29 protein-coding genes are annotated in these 25,086 nt (G+C 64.9%); 14 read left to right on the forward strand and 15 right to left on the reverse strand.

The features are described from left to right. Positions 1 to 24: 24 nt before the first annotated feature. Genes NF699_12295 through NF699_12325 form a run of 7 tightly spaced genes read right to left on the reverse strand, consistent with a single transcriptional unit; the run spans position 25 to position 6,457 of the window. Entirely contained in the window at positions 25 to 765 is a 741-nt protein-coding gene (locus NF699_12295) for a dienelactone hydrolase family protein (GenBank protein USU03848.1), read from the reverse strand. Then, entirely contained in the window at positions 765 to 1,670 is a 906-nt protein-coding gene (locus NF699_12300; GenBank protein USU03849.1) for a ParB/RepB/Spo0J family partition protein, read from the reverse strand. The genes NF699_12295 and NF699_12300 overlap by 1 nt, the downstream gene beginning before the upstream one ends. Continuing rightward, a complete protein-coding gene (locus NF699_12305; protein USU03850.1) occupies positions 1,667 to 2,449 on the reverse strand; it encodes an AAA family ATPase in 783 nt (260 codons plus the stop codon). Before NF699_12305 ends, NF699_12300 begins: the two co-directional genes overlap by 4 nt. Further along, on the reverse strand, positions 2,449 to 3,063 hold the full coding sequence (gene rsmG / locus NF699_12310) for a 16S rRNA (guanine(527)-N(7))-methyltransferase RsmG (GenBank protein USU03851.1): 615 nt from the start codon (positions 3,061 to 3,063) through the stop codon (positions 2,449 to 2,451). The genes NF699_12305 and rsmG overlap by 1 nt, the downstream gene beginning before the upstream one ends. Next, on the reverse strand, positions 3,060 to 4,895 hold the full coding sequence (mnmG, locus tag NF699_12315; protein ID USU03852.1) for a tRNA uridine-5-carboxymethylaminomethyl(34) synthesis enzyme MnmG: 1,836 nt from the start codon (positions 4,893 to 4,895) through the stop codon (positions 3,060 to 3,062). Before mnmG ends, rsmG begins: the two co-directional genes overlap by 4 nt. A gap of 54 nt (positions 4,896 to 4,949) precedes the next feature. Then, positions 4,950 to 6,224, reverse strand: coding sequence for a tRNA uridine-5-carboxymethylaminomethyl(34) synthesis GTPase MnmE (gene mnmE / locus NF699_12320; protein USU03853.1), 1,275 nt, complete (start codon positions 6,222 to 6,224; stop codon positions 4,950 to 4,952). Further along, positions 6,224 to 6,457 carry a DUF6489 family protein gene (locus NF699_12325; protein USU07076.1) on the reverse strand — a complete coding sequence of 78 codons (234 nt, stop codon included), beginning with the start codon at positions 6,455 to 6,457 and terminating at the stop codon, positions 6,224 to 6,226. Before NF699_12325 ends, mnmE begins: the two co-directional genes overlap by 1 nt. Positions 6,458 to 6,527: 70 nt before the next feature. On the opposite strand from NF699_12325, the gene NF699_12330 reads away from it, so the two are divergent. Further along, on the forward strand, positions 6,528 to 7,229 hold the full coding sequence (locus tag NF699_12330; GenBank protein USU03854.1) for a dienelactone hydrolase family protein: 702 nt from the start codon (positions 6,528 to 6,530) through the stop codon (positions 7,227 to 7,229). Between the two features lie 33 nt (positions 7,230 to 7,262). Here the strand turns inward: NF699_12330 and NF699_12335 are convergent, their stop codons facing one another. Both NF699_12335 and rho read right to left on the reverse strand, forming a co-directional pair. After that, the gene (locus NF699_12335) at positions 7,263 to 7,967 is read right to left on the reverse strand and encodes a TerC family protein (protein ID USU07077.1); all 705 of its coding nucleotides are present in this window, start codon (positions 7,965 to 7,967) and stop codon (positions 7,263 to 7,265) included. Between the two features lie 204 nt (positions 7,968 to 8,171). Continuing rightward, positions 8,172 to 9,428, reverse strand: a complete 1,257-nt coding sequence (gene rho / locus NF699_12340) for a transcription termination factor Rho (GenBank protein ID USU03855.1) — start codon at positions 9,426 to 9,428, stop codon at positions 8,172 to 8,174. A 279-nt stretch (positions 9,429 to 9,707) separates the two neighbouring features. On the opposite strand from rho, the gene NF699_12345 reads away from it, so the two are divergent. Together NF699_12345 and NF699_12350 are read left to right on the forward strand one after the other, a co-directional pair. Next, positions 9,708 to 9,947: a hypothetical protein gene (locus NF699_12345; GenBank protein USU03856.1), complete on the forward strand. Its 240-nt coding sequence runs from the start codon at positions 9,708 to 9,710 to the stop codon at positions 9,945 to 9,947. Next, complete coding sequence (locus tag NF699_12350; protein ID USU03857.1) at positions 9,940 to 10,917, forward strand: sensor domain-containing diguanylate cyclase; 978 nt, start codon at positions 9,940 to 9,942, stop codon at positions 10,915 to 10,917. Before NF699_12345 ends, NF699_12350 begins: the two co-directional genes overlap by 8 nt. A 16-nt stretch (positions 10,918 to 10,933) precedes the next feature. Here the strand turns inward: NF699_12350 and NF699_12355 are convergent, their stop codons facing one another. Then, the gene (locus NF699_12355; GenBank protein USU03858.1) at positions 10,934 to 11,380 is read right to left on the reverse strand and encodes a CopD family protein; all 447 of its coding nucleotides are present in this window, start codon (positions 11,378 to 11,380) and stop codon (positions 10,934 to 10,936) included. Continuing rightward, a complete protein-coding gene (gene hemE / locus NF699_12360; protein ID USU07078.1) occupies positions 11,380 to 12,348 on the reverse strand; it encodes a uroporphyrinogen decarboxylase in 969 nt (322 codons plus the stop codon). Before hemE ends, NF699_12355 begins: the two co-directional genes overlap by 1 nt. A gap of 443 nt (positions 12,349 to 12,791) precedes the next feature. On the opposite strand from hemE, the gene NF699_12365 reads away from it, so the two are divergent. From NF699_12365 to NF699_12415, 11 genes are all read left to right on the forward strand, one after another. Then, positions 12,792 to 13,610: a kinase/pyrophosphorylase gene (locus NF699_12365; GenBank protein USU03859.1), complete on the forward strand. Its 819-nt coding sequence runs from the start codon at positions 12,792 to 12,794 to the stop codon at positions 13,608 to 13,610. Positions 13,611 to 13,737: 127 nt separating this feature from the next. Continuing rightward, entirely contained in the window at positions 13,738 to 14,331 is a 594-nt protein-coding gene (locus NF699_12370; GenBank protein ID USU03860.1) for a Maf family protein, read from the forward strand. Next, positions 14,328 to 15,143 carry a shikimate dehydrogenase gene (locus NF699_12375; protein ID USU03861.1) on the forward strand — a complete coding sequence of 272 codons (816 nt, stop codon included), beginning with the start codon at positions 14,328 to 14,330 and terminating at the stop codon, positions 15,141 to 15,143. Before NF699_12370 ends, NF699_12375 begins: the two co-directional genes overlap by 4 nt. Continuing rightward, positions 15,140 to 15,730: a dephospho-CoA kinase gene (gene coaE, locus NF699_12380; GenBank protein USU03862.1), complete on the forward strand. Its 591-nt coding sequence runs from the start codon at positions 15,140 to 15,142 to the stop codon at positions 15,728 to 15,730. Before NF699_12375 ends, coaE begins: the two co-directional genes overlap by 4 nt. Positions 15,731 to 15,740: 10 nt before the next feature. Further along, complete coding sequence (dnaQ, locus tag NF699_12385) at positions 15,741 to 16,433, forward strand: DNA polymerase III subunit epsilon (protein USU03863.1); 693 nt, start codon at positions 15,741 to 15,743, stop codon at positions 16,431 to 16,433. Positions 16,434 to 16,483: 50 nt separating this feature from the next. Next, the gene (raiA, locus tag NF699_12390; GenBank protein ID USU03864.1) at positions 16,484 to 17,095 is read left to right on the forward strand and encodes a ribosome-associated translation inhibitor RaiA; all 612 of its coding nucleotides are present in this window, start codon (positions 16,484 to 16,486) and stop codon (positions 17,093 to 17,095) included. 65 nt (positions 17,096 to 17,160) lie between these two features. After that, on the forward strand, positions 17,161 to 17,625 hold the full coding sequence (locus NF699_12395; GenBank protein ID USU03865.1) for a PTS sugar transporter subunit IIA: 465 nt from the start codon (positions 17,161 to 17,163) through the stop codon (positions 17,623 to 17,625). Then, a complete protein-coding gene (locus NF699_12400; GenBank protein USU03866.1) occupies positions 17,615 to 18,070 on the forward strand; it encodes a PaaI family thioesterase in 456 nt (151 codons plus the stop codon). Before NF699_12395 ends, NF699_12400 begins: the two co-directional genes overlap by 11 nt. Continuing rightward, the gene (locus NF699_12405) at positions 18,067 to 18,393 is read left to right on the forward strand and encodes a DUF1491 family protein (GenBank protein ID USU03867.1); all 327 of its coding nucleotides are present in this window, start codon (positions 18,067 to 18,069) and stop codon (positions 18,391 to 18,393) included. The genes NF699_12400 and NF699_12405 overlap by 4 nt, the downstream gene beginning before the upstream one ends. Positions 18,394 to 18,771: 378 nt before the next feature. Beyond that, on the forward strand, positions 18,772 to 19,227 hold the full coding sequence (locus NF699_12410) for a cell wall hydrolase (GenBank protein ID USU03868.1): 456 nt from the start codon (positions 18,772 to 18,774) through the stop codon (positions 19,225 to 19,227). A 47-nt stretch (positions 19,228 to 19,274) separates the two neighbouring features. After that, positions 19,275 to 19,772 (forward strand): MmcB family DNA repair protein, encoded by a 498-nt coding sequence (locus NF699_12415; protein USU03869.1) that lies wholly within the window; start codon positions 19,275 to 19,277, stop codon positions 19,770 to 19,772. A 91-nt stretch (positions 19,773 to 19,863) separates the two neighbouring features. On the opposite strand, the gene ribA is transcribed toward NF699_12415, so the two are convergent. The 4 genes from ribA to NF699_12435 all read right to left on the reverse strand — a co-directional run bounded on the left by ribA (position 19,864) and on the right by NF699_12435 (position 25,084). Beyond that, positions 19,864 to 20,925, reverse strand: coding sequence for a GTP cyclohydrolase II (ribA, locus tag NF699_12420; protein ID USU03870.1), 1,062 nt, complete (start codon positions 20,923 to 20,925; stop codon positions 19,864 to 19,866). Beyond that, the gene (locus NF699_12425) at positions 20,922 to 21,704 is read right to left on the reverse strand and encodes an exodeoxyribonuclease III (GenBank protein ID USU03871.1); all 783 of its coding nucleotides are present in this window, start codon (positions 21,702 to 21,704) and stop codon (positions 20,922 to 20,924) included. Before NF699_12425 ends, ribA begins: the two co-directional genes overlap by 4 nt. A 299-nt stretch (positions 21,705 to 22,003) precedes the next feature. Beyond that, complete coding sequence (locus tag NF699_12430) at positions 22,004 to 22,609, reverse strand: outer membrane lipoprotein carrier protein LolA (protein USU03872.1); 606 nt, start codon at positions 22,607 to 22,609, stop codon at positions 22,004 to 22,006. 162 nt (positions 22,610 to 22,771) lie between these two features. Next, positions 22,772 to 25,084, reverse strand: coding sequence for a DNA translocase FtsK 4TM domain-containing protein (locus NF699_12435; protein USU03873.1), 2,313 nt, complete (start codon positions 25,082 to 25,084; stop codon positions 22,772 to 22,774). Positions 25,085 to 25,086: the final 2 nt, after the last annotated feature.

The following is a 25,086-nucleotide window of genomic DNA, read 5'->3' on the forward strand; positions in this document are numbered from 1 at the left end:
CGAAGCCGATTATCAGGCCGACGTCTACCGAAGGACCCGGTTGAACAACGACAGGGCCCAGCCCGTCGCCGCGACGAACAGCGCCGGATCGTAACGCGGGCCTTCGTCACGCAAAAACGCATGCTGCGCATTGACCTCGTGCCATTCGTACGTGGCACCTGTCTGTTCCAGTCGCCGACGTATCGTTTCCCGCCCGGCGAACGGAACATGCGGGTCCTGCCGACCGAAGACGAACAGCGTCTCCGCGTTCAGCTCCGCCATGCGCGCCAGGCTGTCGTCGGACCGTCCTGCACCGAGCGTAGCCGAGTGAATGTCCGTGGGGTAGAACATGGCCGCAGCCGATACCCGCGGGTCGAGCGCCGCGCGATATGCCAGATGTCCACCGAGACACACACCGACCGTTCCCAGGCGCCCGCTACAGGCCGGATGTGCCGCCAGCGCATCGAGCACCGACACCGCATCCGCATCGAACGCGGCCACCGGCTTCGCGAACTTCAGGGTGTTGCCGCGTTCCGTCCCTGCCGTATCATAGCCGAGGACCGTCCCGGGCGCTTCATATTCGTGATAGACCTCCGGCACCGCCACGACATAGCCATGCCCCGCAAGGAATGCAGCAAGCCGCCTGATCGGCGCCGTAACCTGATAAATCTCCGAATACAGAATCAGTCCCGGATATCGCCCTTCGGCAACGGGCCGAAACCAGTGCACTCGCATCGTACCGTCATCGGCGGGCAGATCGTCGAATGTGTCGGACGACAGGATCATCAGATCGTATCGCCGGTCAGCCGCTGGCACACCATGTCGAGTTGATCGAGCGTCGAATAGGTCAGCGTCAACGTGCCGCCCTTCTCACTATGCGCGACCCGGACATGAAGACCGAGCAGGTCGGACAGCTGACGTTCCAACGCCGCGATATCGGCGTCGGGTGCCGCCGCAGGTGCGCGCTCGCGGGTGCTTCCACCCCCACGTTCCGGCTTGGCGCCCCTCGCCAGCTTTTCCGTTTCGCGCACCGACAATCCGCGTGCCACGACCTGTTCGGCCAGCGTTTCCACGTCCCGCGATCCGAGCAATGCGCGTGCATGTCCCATGGTCAGCGACCCGTCCGTGACCCGACCCTGTACCGCCTCGGGTAGTTCGAGCAATCGCAACAGGTTGGCTACGTGGCTACGCGATTTATGAACGATCTTCGCCAGCGCTTCCTGCGTATGACCATATTCGCCAGCAAGCCGCTGATATGCCTGCGCTTCTTCGATCGCATTCAGGTCCTGACGCTGGATATTCTCGATCAGCGCGATCTCGAGCGTCTGCGCATCGTCGAAGTCGCGAACGACGACTGGAACCTCGTGCAGCCGGGCACGCTGTGCAGCACGCCATCGCCGCTCGCCGGCGACGATCTGATAATCGTGACCGTGCGGCCGAACGACGATCGGCTGGATCAGGCCACGCGTTGCGATCGACGCCGCCAGTTCATCGAGAAGCGCATCGTCGAAATGTCGCCGCGGCTGATCGGGATGCGGCGTCAGCGCGCTGACCGGCAACATCCGGACACCACTCGGTACGTTGCCCTTGGCCCCCGGTGCGACGGGGGCCTCACTGGCCATCTCACCGAGCAATGCGCTCAGTCCGCGGCCCAGGCCTCCGGGTCGCCCCCGCTTCGCCGCATCGCTCATGCGGCGACTGCCGTTACTTGCGGCAAGCGGGCGATCAGTTCACGTGCCAGATCGATATACGCCTGCGATCCGGAACACCGATGATCGTAGATCAGGGCGGGTAACCCGTGGCTCGGCGCCTCCGACAGGCGGACGTTCCGCGGGATGACCGTGTCGAACACGACACGGCCGAGCACGGCACGGACATCGGCGGAAACCTGTTCGGTCAGTCGATTGCGACGATCGTACATCGTCAGCGCTACACCCAGAATGGCCAGCCCGGGATTGAAGCGTTCCCGGATGCGTTCGACCGTCGTCAGCAACTGCGACAGCCCTTCGAGCGCAAAGAACTCGCATTGCAGCGGAACGAGCAATTTGTCGGCGGCCACCATGGCATTGATCGTCAGCAGTCCCAGCGATGGCGGGCAGTCGATCAGGACGATGTCCCAGCGACCCTGAGCCTTGGCGAGCGCACGATCGAGGCGGTGCGTCCGGTGCTCGAATTCGACCAGCTCTATTTCAGCGCCGGACAGATCCTGTGTCGCAGGGACCAGATCGAGCCGTGGCACGCGCGTGGTGATGACGGCATCCGCAATCTCCGCTTCGCCCAACAGCACATGGTAGCTTGATCGACCGCGCTGTGAATGACCAACGCCCAGACCCGTCGACGCATTACCTTGTGGATCCAGGTCGATCAGCAAAACGCTTTTGCCGGTCGCCGACAGCGCCGTGGCCAGGTTGATCGCGCTCGTCGTCTTACCAACGCCGCCCTTTTGATTGGCCACCGCAATCGTCGTCATCACGCGCGTCCTTCTTTAGTATTTACGATCAGGATCGACGATTCGGGATCCGTGATGCTTTGTTCCACGTGAAACACTCGGCGTTGATCGCGTTGCAATGCGGCCAGTTCGCCGCTGCCCATGCGACCGCGGGGCAAGATCCAGCGCGTATCGGATGTGGCGCAATGCGCCGCCGCTTGCAAAAGCTTTTCGACCGATGCGACCGCACGGGCCGAGATCGTCGCAAAGCGACCTGCAACTGCCTCGACCTTCGCGGTGAGCACCGTCGCATTCGCGATGTTCAATCGGTCGACGCAGGCTTGCAGAAACTCCGCGCGTCGCTTGCGCGGCTCGACCATCGTCACGGCATGGTCCGACAGCAAGGCAATGACGATGCCTGGAAACCCCCCTCCCGTCCCGATATCCAGCCAACGTCCGGATGATTGTTCCACGTGAAACAATAGCTGAGCGGAATCCAGCGCGTGGCGAGTCCATATCGTCGCCAGCGTCGATGGCGCGACGAGATTCTGAGAGCTGTTCTCGGTGCTCACCATCGTCAGAAAAGCAGCGACGCGATCGACATCGTTCATACCGAACCGCTCGACCAGCTGGTTCCTTGCCTCGTCTTCCGTCATGCCAAACCACGCTGCGCATACAGGTAAATTGCGGACACTGCCGCCGGCGTTACGCCACGAACACGCGCCGCCGCACCCAAGGACGCCGGCCGTGCCCGATCGAGACGGTCGATCATCTCGTTCGACAACCCCGGAACGGCGGCATAGCAAAGCATGGCTGGCAGCGGGACCGCCTCCTCTCGCCGCATCAGCGCCACCTCTTCCGCCTGACGTTCGAGATAGGGCGCGTAGCGTGCATCTTCGATCACCTCGCCAAGGATCGGCGCCGACATACTGTCGTGAAGTTCAGGCGACACATGCCGAAGATCGACGTCGGGGATTCTCAACCACTCGTACAGGCTGCGACGGCTTCCGTCCTGCGCAACGCGGACACCCATTCCCGACAGTTCGGACGCCGTTATCGATTGCGACAGAGCATCGCGAACACGGCTTCGTTCCTGCATTCGATGACGCTGATGCTCCTGCCGCTCATCGCCCAGACAATTGATCGAGGCCGCGATGCCGCCGAGCCGGGTCTCGGCATTATCTGCACGCAGAGACAAGCGATACTCCGCCCTTGCCGTCAGCATGCGATAGGGTTCGGTAACGCCCTGCAGAACCAGATCGTCGATCATCACGCCAATGTAGCTCGAGGCGCGATCAAGAATGCAAGGTACCAGATCACAGGCGGTCGCTGCTGCATTCAGCCCGGCGATCAGCCCCTGCCCCGCCGCCTCCTCATACCCGGTTGTACCATTCAACTGCCCCGCGCAATACACGCCGGGAATGGCAGCAAGCGCCAGTGTCGCATCCAGTGCGCGAGGATCAAGATAATCGTATTCGACGGCGTAACCCGGGGTTGTGATCGATGCCCGCTCCAGTCCCGCAATGCTGCGGATCATGACCTCCTGCACATCCGTGGGGAGCGAGGTCGACAGGCCATTCGGATAGACGATGTGATCGTCGAGCCCCTCCGGTTCCAGAAAGACCTGATGTCCATCGCGATCACCGAAGCGATGCACCTTGTCCTCGATGGAGGGACAATAGCGCGGACCTTGCCCTTCGATTGCGCCACCAAACAGTGGGGATCGATCGAGGCCATGCCGGATAGCCGCATGCGTCCGATCGTTGGTCCGGGTGATTGCGCAGGCAACCTGTGGAAGCGGACGATGGGACGTCATGGGCGACATCGTCCACGGATCGGTGTCGGAGCGCTGCTCCTCCAGTCGGCCCCAGTCGATCGTGCGGCCGTCGATGCGCGGCGGCGTCCCGGTCTTGAGGCGTTCCAGAGGCAGGGATAGCCCTCGCAACTGTTCGGCGAGTTTGCGCGCAGGACGCTCGCCGATGCGACCGCCCTCGTGTCGCTCGTTACCCCGGAACATTCGCCCGCCAAGGAACGTACCCGTCGCCAGTACCACTGTGCGGCCTTCAACATGGCTGCCGTCGCTCAGGACCACGCCGCGCGTCCGGCCGCCATCGAGCATCAACGCGTCGACATCACCCTCAGCAATGGTCAGCGTCGGCAATGCGTGCAGCATCGTCTGGATCGCGGCGGCATAGCGCCTGCGGTCTGCTTGCACGCGCGGACCCTGAACCGCAGCTCCTTTGCTTCGATTGAGCATGCGATAATGGATGGCGGCCTGATCAGCCGCCCGGGCGATCAGGCCATCGAAGGCATCCACCTCCCGCACGATATGGCCTTTTCCGAGGCCGCCGATTGCGGGATTGCACGACATCGCTCCGATATGCCGGCGGTCATGACTTATCAAAATTGTGTTTGCGCCACGGCGGGCAGCGGCAGCGGCGGCTTCGGTACCGGCATGGCCGCCGCCGACGACGATCACGTCATACATACGATGCGCCTAGACCCCGAGGTGTGAGACGTCAAAACTGTTCCACGTGGAACATCACTTTCCGATGCAGAAGCGCCCGAACAACGCATCCAGCATCGTCTCGGTCGCATCGATACCGAGTATCGATCCCAGGGATCGCATCGCGAGACGGAGTTGTTCGCCGATGATCAGCAGATCGTCATGTCTGCCAGTCAGTTGGTCCAGCGCGCCCTGACATGCCTGTCTTTCGCTCTCCCGGAACGCAATAGCGTCACCCTGCGGTACGAGCCGCTCGGCGCGATCCGCAATCACCCGCCAGAGCATTTCGATAGAGGCATCGTCATTCTGCGATACGTCGATGTGCGCGCCGGCCAAGGCGATACGGCCGGGTTCGTCCGCGCGGGCGCGCACCCATATCGCTCCATCGCGGGGCGGCATCGTGTCACCCAGCCACAATATGATGTCTGCCCGGGCGATCGAGGCCTGTGCGCGATCCACGCCGATCCGCTCGATCGGATCATCGCTCGCGGTCAACCCGGCCGTGTCGGTCAAGACATAGACCAGCCCGGCCCGCGTGACCGTCCCCTCTATCCGGTCGCGGGTGGTGCCTGCGATCGGCGAGACGATCGCCAATTCACGCTGGCTTAGCAGGTTGATCAGTGTCGACTTGCCGCTGTTCGGCGGCCCGGCCAACGTAACATGGACGCCGTAGCGCAGCCGTTCGACCGGCGGGCTGTCGAGCACCATGCGCAGGTCTGCCGCCAGCGCCGCCCTGCCCTCGCGAATGGCCGACAAGCCATGCCCCGAGCCGCCGACATCGTCCTCGTCGGCAAAATCGAGTTGCGCCTCGGTCAGCGCGGACAGCATCGCCAGTCGATCGAGCCAGCCGCGAACCCGCTGACTGACGATCCCTTCCGCCGCTGCGAGGGCAGCGACCCGCTGCCGTTCCGTTTCGGCCGACAGCAGATCGGCCAGTCCGGACGCCTCCGCCAGATCGATCCGCCCGTTGGCCAGCGCTCGCCGGGTAAATTCGCCAGCGCCCGCCGGCCGCAGCCCCGGCACGGCTCCCAAGGCACCGAGCACCGCGGCGATCACCGCGCGTCCACCGTGACAGTGAAACTCGGCAAGATCCTCCCCCGTCGCCGTGGCCGGTGCGGGAAATGCCAGCACCAACGCGCGATCCAGCAGGGCACCATCATCACCCCGCAATGCCCGCAACCGGGCCGTACGCGGTGGCGGCAACGTACCCGCCAGATATTCGACTGCCGCGAAGGCCTGTGGACCGCTGATCCGGATCACACCGATCCCCGCCGGCGCCGCGCCGCTCGACAGCGCGAAGATCGTATCCATCAGCTAACCGACTTCGTCGCCTGTTCGAACATCTGCCGCCACATCGCGAACCCCGCCTCGTTCATCGGTGCCCAACTCTTCATCATGTTTTCAAGCAGTTCCGGCCGCACCTGTCCGGACATCGTCTCCAGCAGCGATGCGACATAGCGATCGTGCAGGGGCGTCAGGTCGGGCAACCCCATCGCGCGGCGCGCCTCCTCGGGGGTCAGATCGATGTCTACCGTTACCTTCATTGCACGTCGCCCCATGAACAGCCTTGTGGCATGACATAGCCCAGCACGATCACGCGCGCGAGAGGACCCCATGAGCAAGACCATCCAGATAGAGACACTCGACGGCAACGCCTGTTTCGACGCCTATGTCGCGGAACCCGCAGCACATCCCAAAGCGGCGATCGTCGTGATCCAGGAGATTTTCGGGGTCAATGCGGGCATCCGCAGCAAATGCGACCGACTGGCGGTGGACGGCTATCTGGCGATCGCGCCCGACCTGTTCTGGCCGATCGCACCGAATATCCAGCTCGACCCGGACGTGCCGGAGCAGATGGATCGGGCGCTGGGATTGATGGGCAAGTTCAATCAGGACGCTGGTATCCGCGATATCGAGGCGACGATCCGCGCCGCGCGCGCCATGCTGGATGACGGCGGCAAGGTCGGGGTGGTCGGCTATTGCCTCGGCGGCCGGCTCGCCTTCATGACCGCGGCACGGACCGACGTCGATGCGTCGGTGGGCTACTATGGCGTCGGGATCGATGGCCTGCTCGGCGAGACGCATGCCATCGCGAAACCGCTCCTGCTTCACATTCCGCAGGAGGATCATTTCGTCGATAAGGACGCGCAGGCCGCGATGCACACCGGACTGGACGATCACCCCAAGGTGACGCTCTACGACTATCCGGGTGAGGATCACGGCTTCGCCACCGAATTCGGCGATCGCCGCTCCGATGCCGCGGCGGAGCAGGCGGACAGCCGCACCGCCGCCTTCTTCGCCGAACATCTCGGCTGATATGAAAAGGGGGGCTCGATGGCCCCCCTTCCCTCATGCGAACAGCTTGAGGACCCCGACGTTCGGGTCGACGACCCCTTCGTAGATCATCTTGCCGGCGACGTAGACGATCACCAGCAGGCCGATATAGGCGATCCAGCGGTAGCGCTCGATGTACTTGGCGATCAGGTTCGCCGCGATCCCCATCAGGGCGACCGACAACAGCAGGCCGATGATCAGGATGCCCGGATGGTCGCGGGCCGCACCCGCCACAGCGAGCACGTTATCGAGGCTCATCGAGACGTCGGCGACGGCGACGGCCCAGGCGGCCGCGGCGAAGCTCTTGGCGGGCCTCAGTCCCGAGGTTTCGTCACCGTCGACTTCGGGCGATCCGGCATTGTGGCCTTCGCGCAGCTCGCGCCACATCTTCCACGCGACCCAGATCAGCAGGACGCCACCAGCGAAGATCAGCCCGATCACGCCGAGCAGCCAGCTGACGGCCAGCGCGAAGATGATCCGCAGCACCAGCGCGGCGACGATGCCGATCAGGATGACTTTCTTGCGCTGGTCGATCGGCAGGCCCGCAGCGAGCGCGCCGACGACGATCGCATTGTCGCCGGCCAGCACGACGTCGATCATCAGCACCTGAAGGAACGCCGACAAGGCGGCGGGACTGCCGATATTGGCGAAATCGTTGACGATATGCTGCCAGATCTCGGCCGGAGACCCCGGCCCGCTGGCGGCAGCGGCGCTCAGCATGGCGATGATGGACACGTTCTACACTCCCGGTTGATGGTTAAGTCCATAACGCAGCAACGCGCGAAAGCCATGGGCTCCCGCGCGTTGTTGGTTCTTCGCGCTTGTGGCGGACACGGGCAAAGCCCGCGTCGGACGGGTCGGCGCTGCCGCCCGCCGGCCGAGCCGGTGCGAGTCCTGCCGCAGCTTGCGGCAGGCCGCAGCCGGCTATTGATTCATGCTGTCGAAGAAATCCTCGTTGGTCTTCGAATTCTTCATCTTGTCGAGCAGGAACTCCATCGCGTCGATCGTGCCCATCTGCATCAGGATGCGGCGCAGCACCCACTGCTTGCTGAGCTTGCTGGCATCCACCAGCAGCTCTTCCTTGCGGGTGCCGGACTTGCCGACGTCGAGCGCCGGGAAGACGCGCTTGTCGGCGACCTTGCGGTCGAGGACGATTTCCGAGTTGCCGGTGCCCTTGAACTCTTCGAAGATCACCTCGTCCATGCGGCTGCCGGTGTCGATCAGCGCGGTGGCGATGATCGAAAGCGAACCGCCCTCCTCGATGTTGCGCGCCGCACCGAAGAAGCGCTTGGGGCGCTGCAACGCATTGGCGTCGACACCGCCGGTCAGCACCTTGCCCGACGACGGCACCACGGTGTTGTAGGCGCGGCCGAGACGCGTGATGCTGTCGAGCAGGATCACGACGTCCTTTTTGTGCTCGACCAGGCGCTTGGCCTTTTCGATCACCATCTCGGCGACCTGGACGTGGCGCTGCGCCGGCTCGTCGAAGGTCGAGGATACGACCTCGCCCTTCACCGAACGCTGCATGTCGGTGACTTCCTCGGGCCGCTCGTCGATCAGCAGGACGATCAGGAACACCTCGGGATGGTTGTCCGAAATCGCGCGCGCGATGTTCTGGAGCATCACGGTCTTGCCGACGCGGGGCGGTGCGACGATCAGCGTGCGCTGGCCCTTGCCCTGCGGCGAGACGATGTCGATCACGCGGGCCGACTTGTCCTTCTGCGTCGGGTCCGCAGGATCGAGCGTCAGCTTCGATTCCGGATACAGCGGGGTCAGGTTGTCGAAGTTGACGCGATGACGGACCGCGTCGGGATCGTCGAAATTGACGCTGGTCAGCTTTACCAGCGCAAAATAGCGCTCGCCGTCCTTGGGTGCGCGGATCTCGCCCTCGACCGTGTCGCCAGTGCGCAGACCGTGTTTGCGCACCTGATTGGGCGAGATGTAGATATCGTCGGGGCCGGCCAGATAGTTGGCTTCCGGCGAGCGCAGGAAGCCGAAGCCGTCCTGCAGGACCTCGATCGTGCCGAGGCCCATGATCTGGTCGCCGTTTTCCGCCTGCACCTTCAGGATCGCGAACAGCAGGTCCTGCTTGCGCAACGTCGAGGCGCCCTCGACCCCCAGCTCTTCGGCCATGCTGACCAGCTCGGCGGGTGTTTTCTTCTTTAGGTCTTTGAGATGCATGGAAAAATCCGAATGCGTAGTCGGGGAGATGGCCCAGGTCGGCGAAGGAACCGCAGCGACGATGGCCAGGAGGAGAAACGCGGAACCACCGGACGGAGGCTCTACGCGCTTTGAGGAGGTAAGAGGAGCGAGGATGTTCGTCAAGCGACGATCCCCATGCATAGGCCCCATGCATGGAATCGTGCCGGATACTCCCGGCCGAAACATATGTTAAGATGGGATCAGCTGTTGTTAACTGCACACCGCTAAACCCTCCACAGGATCCCACAGGACACAGTGATGCGTATCGATCAGCTTACCCCCACGCCGACGGATGCCGCGCCGATCGAGATTCCTGCCGAGCTTCTCGACAGCGTGTCCCGGCACCAGACGCACCTCGCCCGGCTCGTCGAGAGCCTGCGCGCCGCGGGTTTGCAGGAGGCGATGATCGATACCAGCGTCCGCTCGCTCGTCGACAGCTATGCCGCGGAACTGACCGCCGTGATCCGGACCATGTCGAAGGCGCCGGATCATGCATGACGTCAAACTGCACGACGACGACGCGCGGCTGGCCGCCTTGCGCCGTCTCGATGTACTGGATTCGGCAGTCGAGGAGCCGTTCGAGAAGATCGTGACGCTGGTCCGTACCGTGCTCGGCGTGCCCATGGCGACGGTGACGCTGGTCGACCGCGACCGTCAGTGGTTCAAGGCGCGTCGCGGGATCGACGTCGCCGAAACGCCGCGCAGCATTTCGCTGTGCACCCACACCATCCAGCAACGCGAAGCGTTGATCATCGGGGATACGCACGGCGACCCGCGTTTCGCGGACAACCCGCTGGTCACGGGCGCGCCGCATATCCGTGCCTATGCCGGCATCCCGCTGCGGACGCCCGATGGCTATAACGTGGGATCGCTCTGTGCGATGGATACGAAGGCGCGTGCCTTTACCCCTGCCGACATCGCCATTCTGACCAACTGCGCCCATATCGTCAGCGACGAGCTGGAACTGCGAATGGTTGCGCAGGTCGATTTCCTGACCGGAGCGCTGACCCGACGTGCGTTCGTCGAGCAGGCGGAGCGCGAAATCGCCCGTGCGGCGCGGTATCATCGGCCGAGCACGATCGTGATGCTGGACGTGGATCACTTCAAATCGGTCAACGACACCTACGGCCACGCTGCCGGGGATCAGGTGCTGCATCAACTGGCGGAACTGGCGACACTGACGCTGCGGCCCAGCGATGTGTTCGGCCGACTGGGCGGCGAGGAATTCGCGCTGTTGTTGCCCGAAACCGGCGGGGACGACGCGGTCATCGCCGCCGAGCGATTGCGGATGGCGATCGCCGCAAACGTCATCCGTCTTGCCGATGGGCAGGATCTGCGGATCACCGCCAGCTTCGGCGTCGCCGCGCTGGCGGCGGATACGTCCGTGGCCGCATGGCTCGAGCGCGCCGATACGATGCTCTACGCGGCAAAGGCCGGCGGCCGTAACCAGACCCGGCTGGCGGCCTGAGCCGGCGACCGACCGGTCAGAACGGCTTCACGAATACCAGCACAACGATGACCGTCGCCGCCAGTGCCGGCACCTCGTTCAGCATGCGCAGCGTCCGCCCCTCGAACCGCATCACGCCCCGGGCGAGCTTCCTCGCATAGCCGACCGCCCAGCCATGATAACCCGATAGCAGCAGCACGAAGGTGAATTTGGCATGCAGCCACCCCTCGCCCCAATGCTGCCCGACGGTCGCGAGCGTCAGTCCCAGGACCCACACGGCCAGCATCGCCGGGGTCAGGATGATCGACCGCAGCTTGGTCTCCCGCTCCACCCACGTCGTCGCCTCGTCCTTACGGCCGGCCGCGAGCGCCTCCTGATGATAGACCAGATAGCGCGGCAGCATGAACAGACCGGCCATCCAGAAGATCACGAAGATCACATGCGCCGCGACGATCCACAGATATGCGCCCGCCAGATACTCCATCAGCCGTTCCCCCGTACGCGTGAGACCAGTCGCTCGACATGCGCGATCGGCGTGAACTGGCCGATGCCATGGCCCAGATTGAAGACGTGCGGCCGGTCGACGAAAGCGTTCAGGACGCGGTCGATACCGTCCTCCAGTACCCGCCCGCCGGCGAGTAGCGCCAACGGGTCGAGGTTGCCCTGTACCGGCAACCCGGCAGGCAGAACGTCGTTCGCCCAGACCGGATCGACCGTCTCGTCCAGCCCGATCGCATCCACCCCGGTCTCGCGGGCATAGGCGGGCAGCTTGCCCCCTGCCCCCTTCGGAAAGCCGATGATGACCGCGTCCGGACAGCGGGCGCGCAAGCCGGCGACGATCGCCGCATTGGGCGCGATGACCCAGCGTTCGAACTGCGCCGGCGACAGCGATCCCGCCCAGCTGTCGAACAGCTGCACCGCCTCGACCCCCGCCGCGATCTGCCGTGCCAGATATTCGATCGTCATCGCGACGATCGCATCGACGATCGCCTGGAACGCGCCCTCGTCCGTGTAGGCGAAGCCGCGAGTCTCATGCTGGTCCTTCGACCCTGCGCCCGCGACCATGTACGTCGCCACCGTCCACGGCGATCCGGCAAAGCCCAGAAACGTCGTCTCAGGCGGCAAGGCGGCGGCGACCCGTTCGCAGGTGCCATAGACCGGCTCCAGTCGCTCAGGCACCCGTTGCAAGGCGTTCAGGGCCGCATCCACCAGCGGTGGCGACAGGCGCGGTCCCTCGCCCGGCCCGAACGTCAGGTCCTGTCCCAGTGCCCAGGGGACCATCAGGATGTCGGAGAACAGGATGGCGCCATCGAAACCGAACCGCCTGATTGGTTGCAGCGTCACCTCCGCCGCCGCCGCCGGGTCGGTGGCGAGCGCCAGGAAGCCGCCCTTCTCCGCTCGCAGCGCGCGATACTCGGGAAGGTATCGTCCCGCCTGCCGCATGAGCCACATCGGCGGCACCGACGGTTTCGCACCGCGTAACGTCGCGAGCAGGGGCTTGTTCACAGGATCGGACAGAACCTTCTTCCTATAAAAGAATCTTAGATAAGGATGATGAAGTGGTTGGCACGTGGATAACGGGATAACTGCATTCATGCCCTAACCACCCACAGGTTGACCGGCAAGGATCGGCGATACCGCGGGGATTCGGTGAAGCCCGTCCCCATCATCCACAGCCTGTGGATAAAACCATGCCCTGTGTGCGCAAATGTGGACAGAATGCGGGTTGTCCACGGGGCGGGGGCGGGTTGGCGAGGGTGCCGACTTATCCTATCCATTGCGCCCATGTTATCCACAGATCCGTGCCTGTCGTTGGCGGAGGCATCGCGGAAGCGCGATATCTCAATGTGGTGGCTGCCCGCTGCCACGGTCCCACGTGCGGGAGCGCGTCGGCTATGATGCGCCTCCACCTCCACCTGCTGTCGGACTCGACGGGCGAAACGCTGGAGAACATCGCCAAGGCGGCGCTCGCGCAGTACGACGACGTCGAGACAGTCCGCCATTTCTGGCCGATGGTGCGCACCGAGGCACATCTGGAGCGCATCCTGCAGGAGATCGCGCAGAATCCGGGGCTGGTGATCTTCACGTTGGTGAACGTCGCGACCCGCCGCATCCTCGAACAGCGTTGCCTCGCGCTTGGCCTGCCCGCGGTCGCGCCGCTCGATCCGGTCAACGATGCGCTGTCCGGCTTGTTGGGCCAGCAGGCCAAGGCGCGGCCCGGTCGCCAGCATGCGCTCGACGCCGCCTATTTTGCGCGTGTCGATGCGATCCAGTGGACGATCGCCCACGACGACGGCATCGCGTCGGAGGATTGGGAGGAGGCGGAGATCGTGCTGGCCGGCGTCTCGCGTTCGTCGAAGACGCCGACGTCGATCTATCTCGCCAACCGCGGCTGGAAGACGGCGAACATTCCGATCGTCGTCGAAAGCCCGCCGCCGCGCATTCTGTTCGACCTCAAGAACCCGCTCGTCGTGGGTCTCACCACCAGTGCCGACCGGCTGATCCAGATCCGTCGCAACCGGCTGCTGTCGCTCAACCAGATGCCCGACACGCCCTATGTGGAGGAGGAAGCGGTAACGCGCGAGATCGCTTATGCCCGCCGCATGTTCGCCGACAACGGCTGGCCGGTGATCGACGTCACCCGCCGGTCGATCGAGGAAACCGCCGCCGCGATCATCGCGCTGGCCAACCAGCGCAAGGCGGGTGTGGTGTGACGATGGTGCGTTCGTCCACGTTCGTCATCCCCGCGCAGGCGGTCATTCATGGTTGCCGAGCAAGCGGCTCCATCACTCACGTCTGCCATCAAGGATCCCCGTCCGCGGGGATGACGAAAGAAGCATTATGACCCCCCTCCTCCTTGCTTCGCAAAGCGCCTCCCGCCGCGCGATGCTGACCGCGGCCGGTGTGCCGTTCGACGCGACCGCAGCCGGCGTTGACGAGGACGCCGCCAAGGCGTCGCTCGTCGGCAGCAAGCCGCGCGACCTTGCCGATGCGCTCGCCGAACTGAAGGCCATCAAGGTGAGCCTGCGGCATCCCGATCGCCTCGTCCTCGGCAGCGACAGCGTCGTCGCGCTCGCCGATGGCACCCTGCTCGACAAGCCGGAGAGCCGCGAACAGGCGGCGGACCATCTCGCCCGGATGTCCGGCACCCGTCACGAACTGTGGAGCGCCGCGGTGATCGCCGAAGCCGGCCGTCCGGTCTGGCGGCATGTCGAGGCGGCGCGGATGCACGTCCGTCCGCTCTCCACCGCGTTTATCGAGGCCTATCTCGATCAGGAATGGCCCGCGATATCGGGTTGCGTCGGCTGCTACCGGATCGAAGGCCCCGGCGCGCAGCTGTTCGGCCGCATCGATGGCAGCCAGTTCACCGTGCTCGGCCTGCCCCTGCTCAACGTCCTCGACTACCTCAGAATCCGCGGAGTGATCCCAGCATGAGCCGTCCGTATGCCGAGGTCATCGGCGATCCGATCGTCCAGTCCAAATCCCCGGTCATCCACGGTTTCTGGCTCGATCAGCTCGGGCTCGATGCCGAATATCGCAAGACGCTGGTAACCGCCGACGACCTGCCCGCCTATTTCGCGCAACGCCGCGGAGATCCGGACTGGCGCGGGTGCAACATCACGATGCCGCACAAGCTCGCCGCGCTCGACCATGTCGACGACCGCGGAGACGTGCGCAATGGTATCGGCGCGATCAACACCGTCTTTCGTGCCGAGGATACCACGCCGGTCGGCACCAACACCGATGCGGGCGGCTTCTATGCCCCGCTCGCGGGGTTCGACCTCACCGGCAAGCCCGTCACGGTCGTCGGTGCGGGCGGCGCGGCGCGTGCGATCCTGTTCGCGCTGGCCCGGATGCAGGTCGGTCCGGTGACGCTGCTCAACCGCAATGTGCTGAAGGCCGGCGTGTTGTTGTCGTCGTTCGGTCTCAAGGGGCAGGCATTGCCGCTGTCGTCCGCGATCTCGCCCGACACGGCGCTGCTGGTCAACGCGAGCACGCTGGGCATGGCGGGTCAGCCGCCGCTGGAGATCGACATCGACCCGCTGCAGGACGATGCCGTCGTCTACGACATCGTCTATGCGCCACTCGAAACACCGCTGCTGACCGCTGCGCGCGCGCGCGGGCTGGAAACGGTCGACGGGCTCGAAATGCTGATCGGTCAGGCCGCCCTCGCCTTCGAACTGTTCTTCGGGGCCGAGCCGCCGCGCGACCGGGACGATACGTTGCGAGACCTGTTGATCGCATGATCGTCGTCGGCCTCACCGGATCGATCGGCATGGGCAAGTCGACGGTGGCGGCGATGTTCGCCGACGAAGGGATTCCAGTGTTCGACGCCGATGCGACCGTGCATCGGCTGCAGGGCCCCGATGGCGCCTGCGTAGGCGCGATCGAGGCGGCGTTTCCCGGCACGACTGGCCCGCACGGTGTTGACCGCCAGCGGCTCGCCGCGGCTGTGCTGGGCGAGGATGCCGCGATGAAGCGGCTGGAAGCGATCGTACACCCGGCCGTGGCAGTGGAGCGTGCTGCTTTCCTCGCGCAACATGCCGCCGCATCGATGGTCGTGTTCGACATTCCGCTATTGTTCGAGACCGGCGGCGATCGTGCGGTCGACCGGATCGTCGTCGTCTCCACCGCACCCGACGTGCAGCGCGCGCGCACCCTCGCCCGCCCGGGTATGACCCCGGAAAAATTCGCCGCGATCCTCGCCCGCCAATATCCCGATGCCGCCAAGCGGGCGCGGGCCGATCACGTCATTCCCACCGACGTGTCGCTCGACGTGACACGGGAGGCCGTCCGTCATGTGATCGCTTGCATGGCGTCCGCCACAGGCTGATAGAGGTGACATGCGCGAGATCGTCTTCGACACCGAAACCACGGGATTGAGCTTCGCCGGTGGCGACCGGCTCGTCGAGATCGGCTGCGTCGAGATGATCAACCGGGTCGAGACCGGCCGCACCTTCCATGCGTATTATCATCCCGAACGCAATATGCCGGCGGAGGCGCAGGCGGTGCACGGCATTTCGGAAGCCTTCCTCAGCGACAAGCCGAAATTTGCCGATGCGTGCGGGGACCTGATCGAATTCCTTGGCGACGCGCCGCTGATCGCGCACAACGCCGGGTTCGATTTTTCCTTCCTCAATGGCGAGCTGACCCGATGCGGTCGTCCGATCGTCCACGTCAAACGGATGGTCGATACGCTGCAGATCGCGCGCAGCCGCCATCCCGGTGCCAAGCATACGCTGGATGCATTGTGTTCGCGGTTCGGCGTCGACCGGTCGCACCGCGTGCTGCACGGCGCGCTGCTCGATGCGCAATTGCTCGCGCAGGTCTATGTCGAACTGCTCGGCGGGCGGCAGATCGGGCTGGGGCTGGTCAGCGATGCGCCCGTCGTGCAAGCCACACAGGTCGCCGTGCGCCGTGCCGTCACCGTCCGCCCGCCGCGCGCGTTTCGTCCGTCCGACGCGGAACTTGCAGCGCACGCAGCATTTGTTTCCAAATTGCAGGATCCGATCTGGGGGGTCGCGGCGTTCGAATAGCGCCAACCGGGTGAAGGCCAACAGGCCAGCCCACATCAATGGAGAAGACAATGGATATCCGGATCTCTGGTCATCAGGTCGCAACCGGCGACGCGCTCAAGGATCATGTGAGCGACCGGCTTCAGGGTATCGCCACGAAGTATTTCGCCCGCGCCATCTCGGCCGAGGTAACCTTCGGCAAGGGGCCGCACGACGTCGGCTTCAAGTGTGACATCGTCGTCCATGTCATGAAGGGTCTCGTGCTGAAGGGGCGGCATGAGGCGCACGACGCGCATCCCGCCTTCGATGGCGCGGCCGCCAAGATCGAGACGCAGCTGCGCCGCTACATGCGCCGCCTGAAGGACCGCCATGCCGGCGAAGCGGCGGCGATCCAGGAGGATATGGGCTATGACAACGCCGGCTATACCCTGTTCCAGGAAGCCGCACCGACCGAAGAGGATGTCGGCGACGCGCCGCTGATCATCGCCGAGACGCGCGTCGACATCCCGGACGCCAGCGTGTCGGACGCGGTGATGATGCTCGATTTGCGCGATACCGCGGCGCTGCTGTTCCGCAATGCCGGGACGGGTGCGTACAACATGGTCTATCGCCGCGGCGACGGCACGATCGGCTGGGTCGAGCCGCAGCGCCAGACCCAGGCGCAGCAGCCCGCCGCCGGCTGACCTTTCCCTCCCCCGCCGGACTCGTTAGGGGCCCGGCGGGGCCCTTTGTTTTATTCGAGTCTGCGATGAACGACTTCAGCGATCTGCTGCGCCCCGATGCGGTCTACAAGGACGTCGCGGTCGCTCACAAGAAGGCGCTGTTCGTCCAGCTTGCCAATGCCGCCGACGCGCTGGGCCTTGATGGCAGGCTGACCGCCGAACGACTCAACCTCCGTGAAAAGCTGGGATCGACGGGTTTCGGTGGCGGCGTGGCGATACCCCATGCCCGCCTGCCCGAGCTGACGGTGGTGACCGGCGTGTTCATGCGACTCGCACAACCGATCGAATTCGTCGCCGTCGACGATCTGCCCGTCGACCTTGTCTTCATGTTGCTGTCACCGGTGGATGCGGGGGCGGAGCATCTGAAGGCGCTGGCGCGGGTATCGCGACGCCTTCGCGACCGCACGTTCCTCGGCAAGCTTCGCGGCGCCGGTTCGCCCGATGCCCTGTATGCGCTGTTCACTGCGGATGCCGCGCGCGATGCCGCCTGACGCCGGCGCCGCAGCGCATTTCCGCAGTCTGGAATCGCTCTACGCCGCCGCTCCGATCAACCGCCTGTTCGAATCGCGGCTGGAGATCGTCGAGGCCGGCGTCGCCCGTATCCATTTCCGCCTCGACGAACGGCATTATCATGCTGCCGCTGCGGTGCATGGGACCAGCTATTTCAAGATGCTCGACGACGCCGCTTTCTATGCGGCGAACAGTCTGGTCACCGATCGTTTCCTGCTGACCACTGCGTTCAACCTGCTGCTAACCCGTCCGCTGAAGGCCGGGCCCGTCGTCGCCGAGGGCCGATGGATCAGCGGCAAACGACGCGTTTACGTCGCCGACGCACGCCTGATTGACGCGGATGGCGAAGAAGCGGCGCGGGGCACCGGCACCTTCATGCGATCGCAAATTCCGCTGTCCGGCCTTCCCGGCTATCGCCCGGCATGACCGACCGGCTGCCGACCCATCTGATCGTCGGCGCCCTTCTCCGCCGGGTCAACGACGCCGGCGGCATCGGCATGGTACGGGCAAGGGGGGATGCAACCGGCGGCGCTATCATGGTCCTGTTAGAGGATCGAACGGGGCCGACACGGGTGCTGGAACGCACGATCGGCTTCGATGGGGTAGCGTCACTAACCGATTCGGCCCCGTACGACGGGGCGGAATCCTATTGGCGCCGTCGTCGGAGCAGCGACCCGGATCTATGGGTCGTGGAACTGGACGTCCCGGAAGCCGAACGGTTCGCCGCTGAAACGATCCTGACGAATTGACACATGACACCGGTGTGACGAGTGCTCCGCGCACGTTGAAAGCGCGTTGTGCCGCGCCTGGGTGCGATCCGGGTCGGTGACGCAGTCGGGGGGATGCCCGGACGATCGGTCCGCCGATCGGGTCCGTGGTCCAACCGCATATCGAATACGTTAATGACGATCATGCAGCGCGCCGCGGCTATCGCGGCGATGACTTTCTCTCTGGCCGGCCTCATCAGCCACAGTTCGCCAGTCCGGGCCTCGGACCTCAATCGCGGTGCGATTTCGGCTTCCATCCCGGTGATTCAGATCAATAACCCGGTGACCCCGGTTTCGGTTCCGGTTAGCGACACGCCCCAGGTCCCCGTATCCTCGGCGGCTACGCAGAACCCGCTCCAGATGATTCAGTCGGTCCCGACCGAAGACGAGTCGGACGACGACGATTACAACAGCCTCGCCGAAGCCGTTGCAGCGCAGGACAGCGCGCAGGTCGATGCGACGCAGCGCTGCCTTGCCGGCGCTATCTACTTTGAATCCAAGGGTGAACCGCTGAGCGGTCAGCTTGCCGTCGCCAACGTCATCATCAACCGGTCGAAGTCGGGCCGTTTTCCCGCCGACATCTGTTCGGTGGTGAAGCAGCGCGGACAATTCAGCTTCGTGCGTGGTGGTGAAATCCCGTCGATCGACGAAGGCCGCGCAGCGTGGCGTACCGCCCTCGCCGTCGCCAGGATCGCGCTCGAGGCGGCATGGGATAGTCCCGCTCCCAAGGCGTTGTTCTTCAACACCGCCGATCGTCGTCCCGGCGGCAACCTGACCAGGATCGCGATGATCGGCAACCACGTCTTCTATCGCTGATATCGGCGGGGCTTGCTCCGTTCGCTGAATGTTCCTAAGCGGGGGTCATGCTCGACATGGCCCCCGCTTCGTGTCTGGATGGCGGCGATCCTGCGATATGCGCCGCCGATGTTGCGCGCGGCGTCACGCGGATGCTGCTCCGTCACGACCTGACCACCATTCCCGAAGTTCCTCTGGAGGGCGGCCGTCGCGCCGACCTGATGGCGATCGATGCGCGCGGGCAGCTGGTGATCGTCGAGATCAAGGTATCCCGTGCCGACCTGATGGGCGACGGCAAATGGCCCGATTACCTCGCCCATTGCGATCGCTATTACTGGGCGGTGCCGGCCGGGTTCGACACGACGCCGCTCGATGGCCACGCGTTCCTGCCCGAACGGACGGGCGTGATCGTCGCCGACCGGTACGATGCGGCGATCGTGCGAGAGGCGCACAGCCTGCCGCTGCCGGCGCACGTACGAAAGCGGTGCACGCTGGCGTTCGCCCGACGGGCCGCGCGGCGACTGACTGGAATGATCGATCCGGAAGCGCTGACGTTATCGGCCTGATCGTCCTCGCCCTTCCGGCGCCAAGCGCCTTACTTTCGTATCAGGCGAGAGAACAGATGGTGAAGACATGGTGAGGATGAGCGTACCGTAGCTATAGTTGATGCCCGGTACGGTCGCGTTTGGTCGCCAGATATCGCTCGTTATGCGGGTTGGGGGGCAATGCGTGCGCCACTCGCTCGATCACGCGCATGCCAGCGGCCTCCAGCCCCGCCACCTTGGCCGGATTGTTGGTCAGCAGCCGCACCTCCCGTTGCCCGAGCAGGTCCAGCATCCGCGCGGCGACGCCGAAATCGCGAGCGTCGACCGCAAAACCCAGCCGGGTGTTGGCATCGACGGTGTCGAATCCCTGGTCCTGCAAGGCGTAAGCACGAAGCTTGTTGACCAGACCGATGCCGCGCCCTTCCTGACGCAGGTACAGCAGGATACCCCAACCGTTCGCACGGATCGCTGCGATGGCCGCGCGCAGTTGCGGGCCGCAGTCGCATTTCAGGCTACCCAGCACATCGCCCGTCAGGCATTCGCTATGCAGGCGCACCAGGGGCGCGGCGCCGTTGGGCTGGCCGATCAGCAGCGCAACATGCTCGTCGCTGGAATCGGGTGCGCGAAAAGCGACGATCTCCGCATCTTCCGCGCCATCGACCGGGAGGCGTGCACGGGTCGCCAGGCGCAGCGACCATGCATGCTGATGGCGGTCGATCGCGTCAGGAACGATCGTCACCTCCGGATCGATCCCGTCGATGAAGAAGGCGGGCAGCAGCCCGGCGATGCGCGCCAGCCGGATCGCGGCGAGACTGGCGAGCGGGCGATCCACCTCTTCGGTGCGAAAAGGACCCTTCAGCGGGGTCGCAAGATCGAACTGCGGATCGGACAGCGCGATCGCCGTGTCGAAATCCAGCCACGGCGCGGGTTCGATGACCACCGGCGTATCGGGATCGGCCGCTGCGCGCTGGTTGGTCAGCTTGAGGGTCGCCGCACGTCCGTTCGAGATCAGCAGCGGATAGGCACCGGCCGGAGAGAACGTGTCGAGCGAGCGCGCGTCGGCGGTTTCCACCGCGAGCAGCGTCAAGGCATCCTCGCCCGGCGCGTGGATCGCGATCGGCCAGCCGCGGCGGAGCGCATCGATTGCCCGCGACACGTCGCGCGTGTCGGTCAAAAGGCGAACTCGGTCATGATCGGCACATGATCCGATGGCTTGAGCCATGCGCGGCAATGTTCGAACACCGTATGGCCCGTCGCAATGCTCGCGACCTGTCCGGTCGCCCACATGTGATCGAGCCGCCGGCCGCGATCGTTCCTGGTCCAGTCGGGCGAGCGATAGCTCCACCACGTGTGCAGGCGCGCCGGGGCTGGGTGGAAGTGTCTGCCAAGATCGACCCAGTCGTTCGATGCCTTCAACCGGTCGAGCGCCTCGACCTCGATGGGCGTATGGCTGACGACCTTCAGCAGCGCCTTGTGGCTCCACACATCGCTGGGCAGGGGGGCGATGTTGAAGTCGCCAGTGAGGATCGTCGGCACGTCGAGGCCGTCGGACCAATTCGTCATGCGCTGGACGAAATCGAGCTTCTGACCGAATTTCGGGTTTACCTCGCGGTCCGGCACGTCGCCGCCGGCAGGGACGTAGACGTTCTCGAGCCGGACACCGTTGGGCAGGCGGACGCCCACATGGCGCGCTTCGCGATTGGCCTGCCAGTCGAACCGGTCGTCCGCGACGATCGGCACGCGCGACAGGATCGCGACGCCGTGATGCATGCGCTGGCCGTGGATGACGATGTGTTCGTAGCCGAGCGCATGGAAGGTATCGAAGGGAAAGTCGGCGTCGATCACCTTGGTTTCCTGAAGGCACAGGATATCGGGTTCGACCTCGCGCAGGAACTGCTCGACGATGGCGATCCGGAAGCGGACCGAATTGATGTTCCAGGAGACGATCTTCACGAGAGCGCATCTAGGGGGGGCTTGGGAGGTGAGCAAGGTTTGGGGGCTGGGCGGTCATGGGCAAAGCCCCTGACGTCGATCGGGCTTCGTCCGTCGGCCGTGCTCAGCAGCCGATAGGCTGCCTACGCAGAAAGGCCCCCGCTCCGGGGGCATGGAGCGAGGGCCGACCTAGCGTTCGTCACGCAGGCGGGAAGTGGAATTTATCATCCGGGCAACAGGGGGAAAAATCCCGAACGCCCCACATCCGCGAGGACCCTTCTAGGCTCCCTAACCTGTCGCGTGGATGAATGGACGAACGATTACCGTATGTTGGGACGCCGTGGATCGTTCCATTTGAACGTTCCGTCGCTCACCGGCACGCCGAAGCGCTGGTTGTCGAGCCGAATCGTCGTCCGGTTGTTCTGGCTGTCGAGCGCCACCCAACCTTGCAGGGCGAGGCCTGACGGTGCGTTGCCCTGACGCGCGAAGATCAGCGTGATCTTGCCATATTCCGGATGCTTGGGATCGTTCGCTTCGACCGATACGACGCGGTCGTTGCCGGTCTGCACAAGCCGCGCGTAGCGGGTGATATCGCGGGTCGGGTCCAGCAACACGCCCAGCGGTGAGTTCTTGATCGGCCAGCGCTGCACCTGCCGCACCGAATAATCGATAAAGGTCAACGCGCCGCCCTCGGCAACGATCAATATCGGCACGCCCTTTTCATACTGAAAGCGCAGCTTGCCGGGCTTCTTGAGCGTGAACGTGCCGGTCAGCACCTTGCCGTTGCGATCAGTCTGGGTGAAGTTGGCGGTCATCGTCTCGACCGTCTGGAGGTGGCGCTGCACCGCCGCGAGGTCGCCAGTCGCCTGTGCGGGCAGGACGGTGGGCGCGACGACGGCAGCGAGGGCGAGGGCATATCGGATCATGATTGTCCTGTGGGTTGGGCGCATTGAATGCCTGCTGAACCGTGAGCGTTCCGCGCCTGCCCTAATCGTTTCGCCGCGCTCGGCGTCTTTTCCCCCTTCCGGCGGGAGAGGGAAGGGACCCGCCGCGTCAGTGGTGGGGCGGGTGAGGGCGAGGGCGAGACGTCAGATCGCATGGCCTTCGGTATCGCGCAGCACCTCGCGGCGACCGACATGGTCTGGACGGCTGACGATGCCGTCCTTCTCCATCTTTTCGATCAGCCGCGCGGCCGAATTGTAGCCGATCCGCAGCTGGCGCTGGAGCCAGCTGGTCGATGCCTTCTGCGATTCGCACACCAGCTGGATCGCGTTGCGATATTGCTGGTCCTCGGCCGAATCCTCGCCCTCCGGCGCGCCTTCCAGCGCGAAGCCGTCCTCGGGTTCTTCGGTGACCGAGGTGATGTAGTCGGGCTGGCCCTGCGAACGCCAGTGATCGGCGATGGCGCGCACCTCGTCGTCGCTGACGAACGGGCCGTGGACGCGGACGATGCCCTTGCCGCCCGGCATATAGAGCATGTCGCCCTTGCCGAGCAGCTGTTCGGCACCCTGTTCGCCGAGGATGGTGCGCGAATCGATTTTCGACGTGACGTGGAAGCTGATGCGGGTCGGCAGGTTCGCCTTGATGACGCCGGTGATGACGTCGACCGACGGCCGCTGCGTCGCCATGATGAGGTGGATGCCCGCCGCGCGCGCCTTTTGCGCGAGCCGCTGGATCAGGAATTCGACTTCCTTGCCCGCGGTCATCATCAGATCGGCGAGTTCGTCGACGATGACGACGATCTGCGGCAGCGGTTCGTAGTCGAGCTGTTCCTCTTCATACACCGGCTGGCCGGTGTCGGAATCATACCCCGTCTGCACGCGGCGGCCGAGCCGCTGGCCCTTCGCCTTTGCGCCCCGCACCTTGTCGTTGAACCCGGCGAGGCTGCGGACGCCGACCGAGGACATCTGGCGATAGCGGTCCTCCATCGTCTCGACCGCCCATTTGAGCGCGCGCACCGCCTTGGCGGGATCGGTGACGACCGGCGACAACAGGTGCGGAATGTCGTCGTACATGCTCAGTTCGAGCATCTTGGGATCGATCATAATCATGCGGCACTGGTCCGGGGTCAGCCGGTACAGCAGCGACAGGATCATGCAGTTGAGGCCGACCGACTTGCCCGATCCGGTGGTGCCGGCGACGAGCAGATGCGGCATCGGCGCGAGGTCGGCGATGACGGGATCACCGGCAATGTTCTTGCCGAGGATGATCGGCAATTGCGCGGCCTGATCCTCGAACGTCTGGCTGCCGACGAGTTCGTGCAAGCTGACCGATTCGCGCTTGGCATTGGGCAGCTCGATGCCGATGACGTTGCGGCCGGGGATCACCGCGACGCGCGCCGACACCGCCGACATATTGCGCGCGATATCGTCGGCGAGCGCGATGACACGGCTCGCCTTGATGCCGGGCGCAGGCTCCAGTTCGTACATCGTGACGACGGGACCCGGGCGCACTTCGTTGATGACGCCGTGTACCTTGAAATCGTCGAGGACGTTTTCAAGCAGGCGGGCGTTGCGCTCCAGCGCGGCCTTGTCGATCTGGCCCTTGGGCGCGGGCGGCGCGGGAGTCAGCAGGTCGAGGCCCGGCAACGCGTAGGTATGGCCGAGATCGAGGCTCTGCTGGCGCGGCTTCTGCTTGGCTGCGGAGGGCGCGAGATTGCGGTCGGCGATAACCGGAGCGGGGCGGGGGTCGGGTTCGGCGACGGCGCGCGGTTCGATGACCTTGCGCGCAAGCTGAAGCGGCTCCTCGTCCCCGTCGTCGATGTCGTCATAGACGTCGGCGACATCGTCACCCCCGGTACGCACGCGGCGCAGACGAAAGCGGCGATCGCCAAGGTCGATTTCGAGGCTCTTCGCCCAGATGATGATGCCGGCGACACCGAGGATCAGGCCGACGCCGCGTGCCGCCCAGCGTTCCGCGCCGGGCTGGCCGATGAAGGCGAGCCCCCATTCGACGAGGTGCGCGACCGACAAGCCGACCACGCCGCCCCAGCCGGCAGGAAGCGCGAGAACCGATGCATCGGACACGAAGGCGAGTGCGGACGCCATCAGTGCGACGCCGATCGCCGCATTGCGCAGCATCGCCAGCCAGCGCCCCGGCGGCTGGTCACGCCACAGCCGGGCGGCGACGATCGGCGCGACCGGCAGCAGCAGCGCGACCACCGGGCCGAACAGCGTCAGCGCCAGATCGGCGAACCAGGCGCCGGGCGGGCCGGCGAGGTTCTGGACCGGTCCGCCCGATGCGGTGTTGAGCGCTGCGTCGCTGGCGCGATAGCTCGCCAGCGCGAGCACCATCAGCAGCGTGACAAGGAACAGCACGATCGACGCGATCAGCGCACCGCCGCGCACCGCCCCCGCCTTCACCGTTTCACGCAACAAGCCTGGCTGCGCACGGCTCGCCATCG

The organism is Sphingomonadaceae bacterium OTU29LAMAA1 (assembly GCA_024072375.1).
Taxonomy (GTDB): Bacteria; Pseudomonadota; Alphaproteobacteria; order Sphingomonadales; family Sphingomonadaceae; genus Sphingomonas.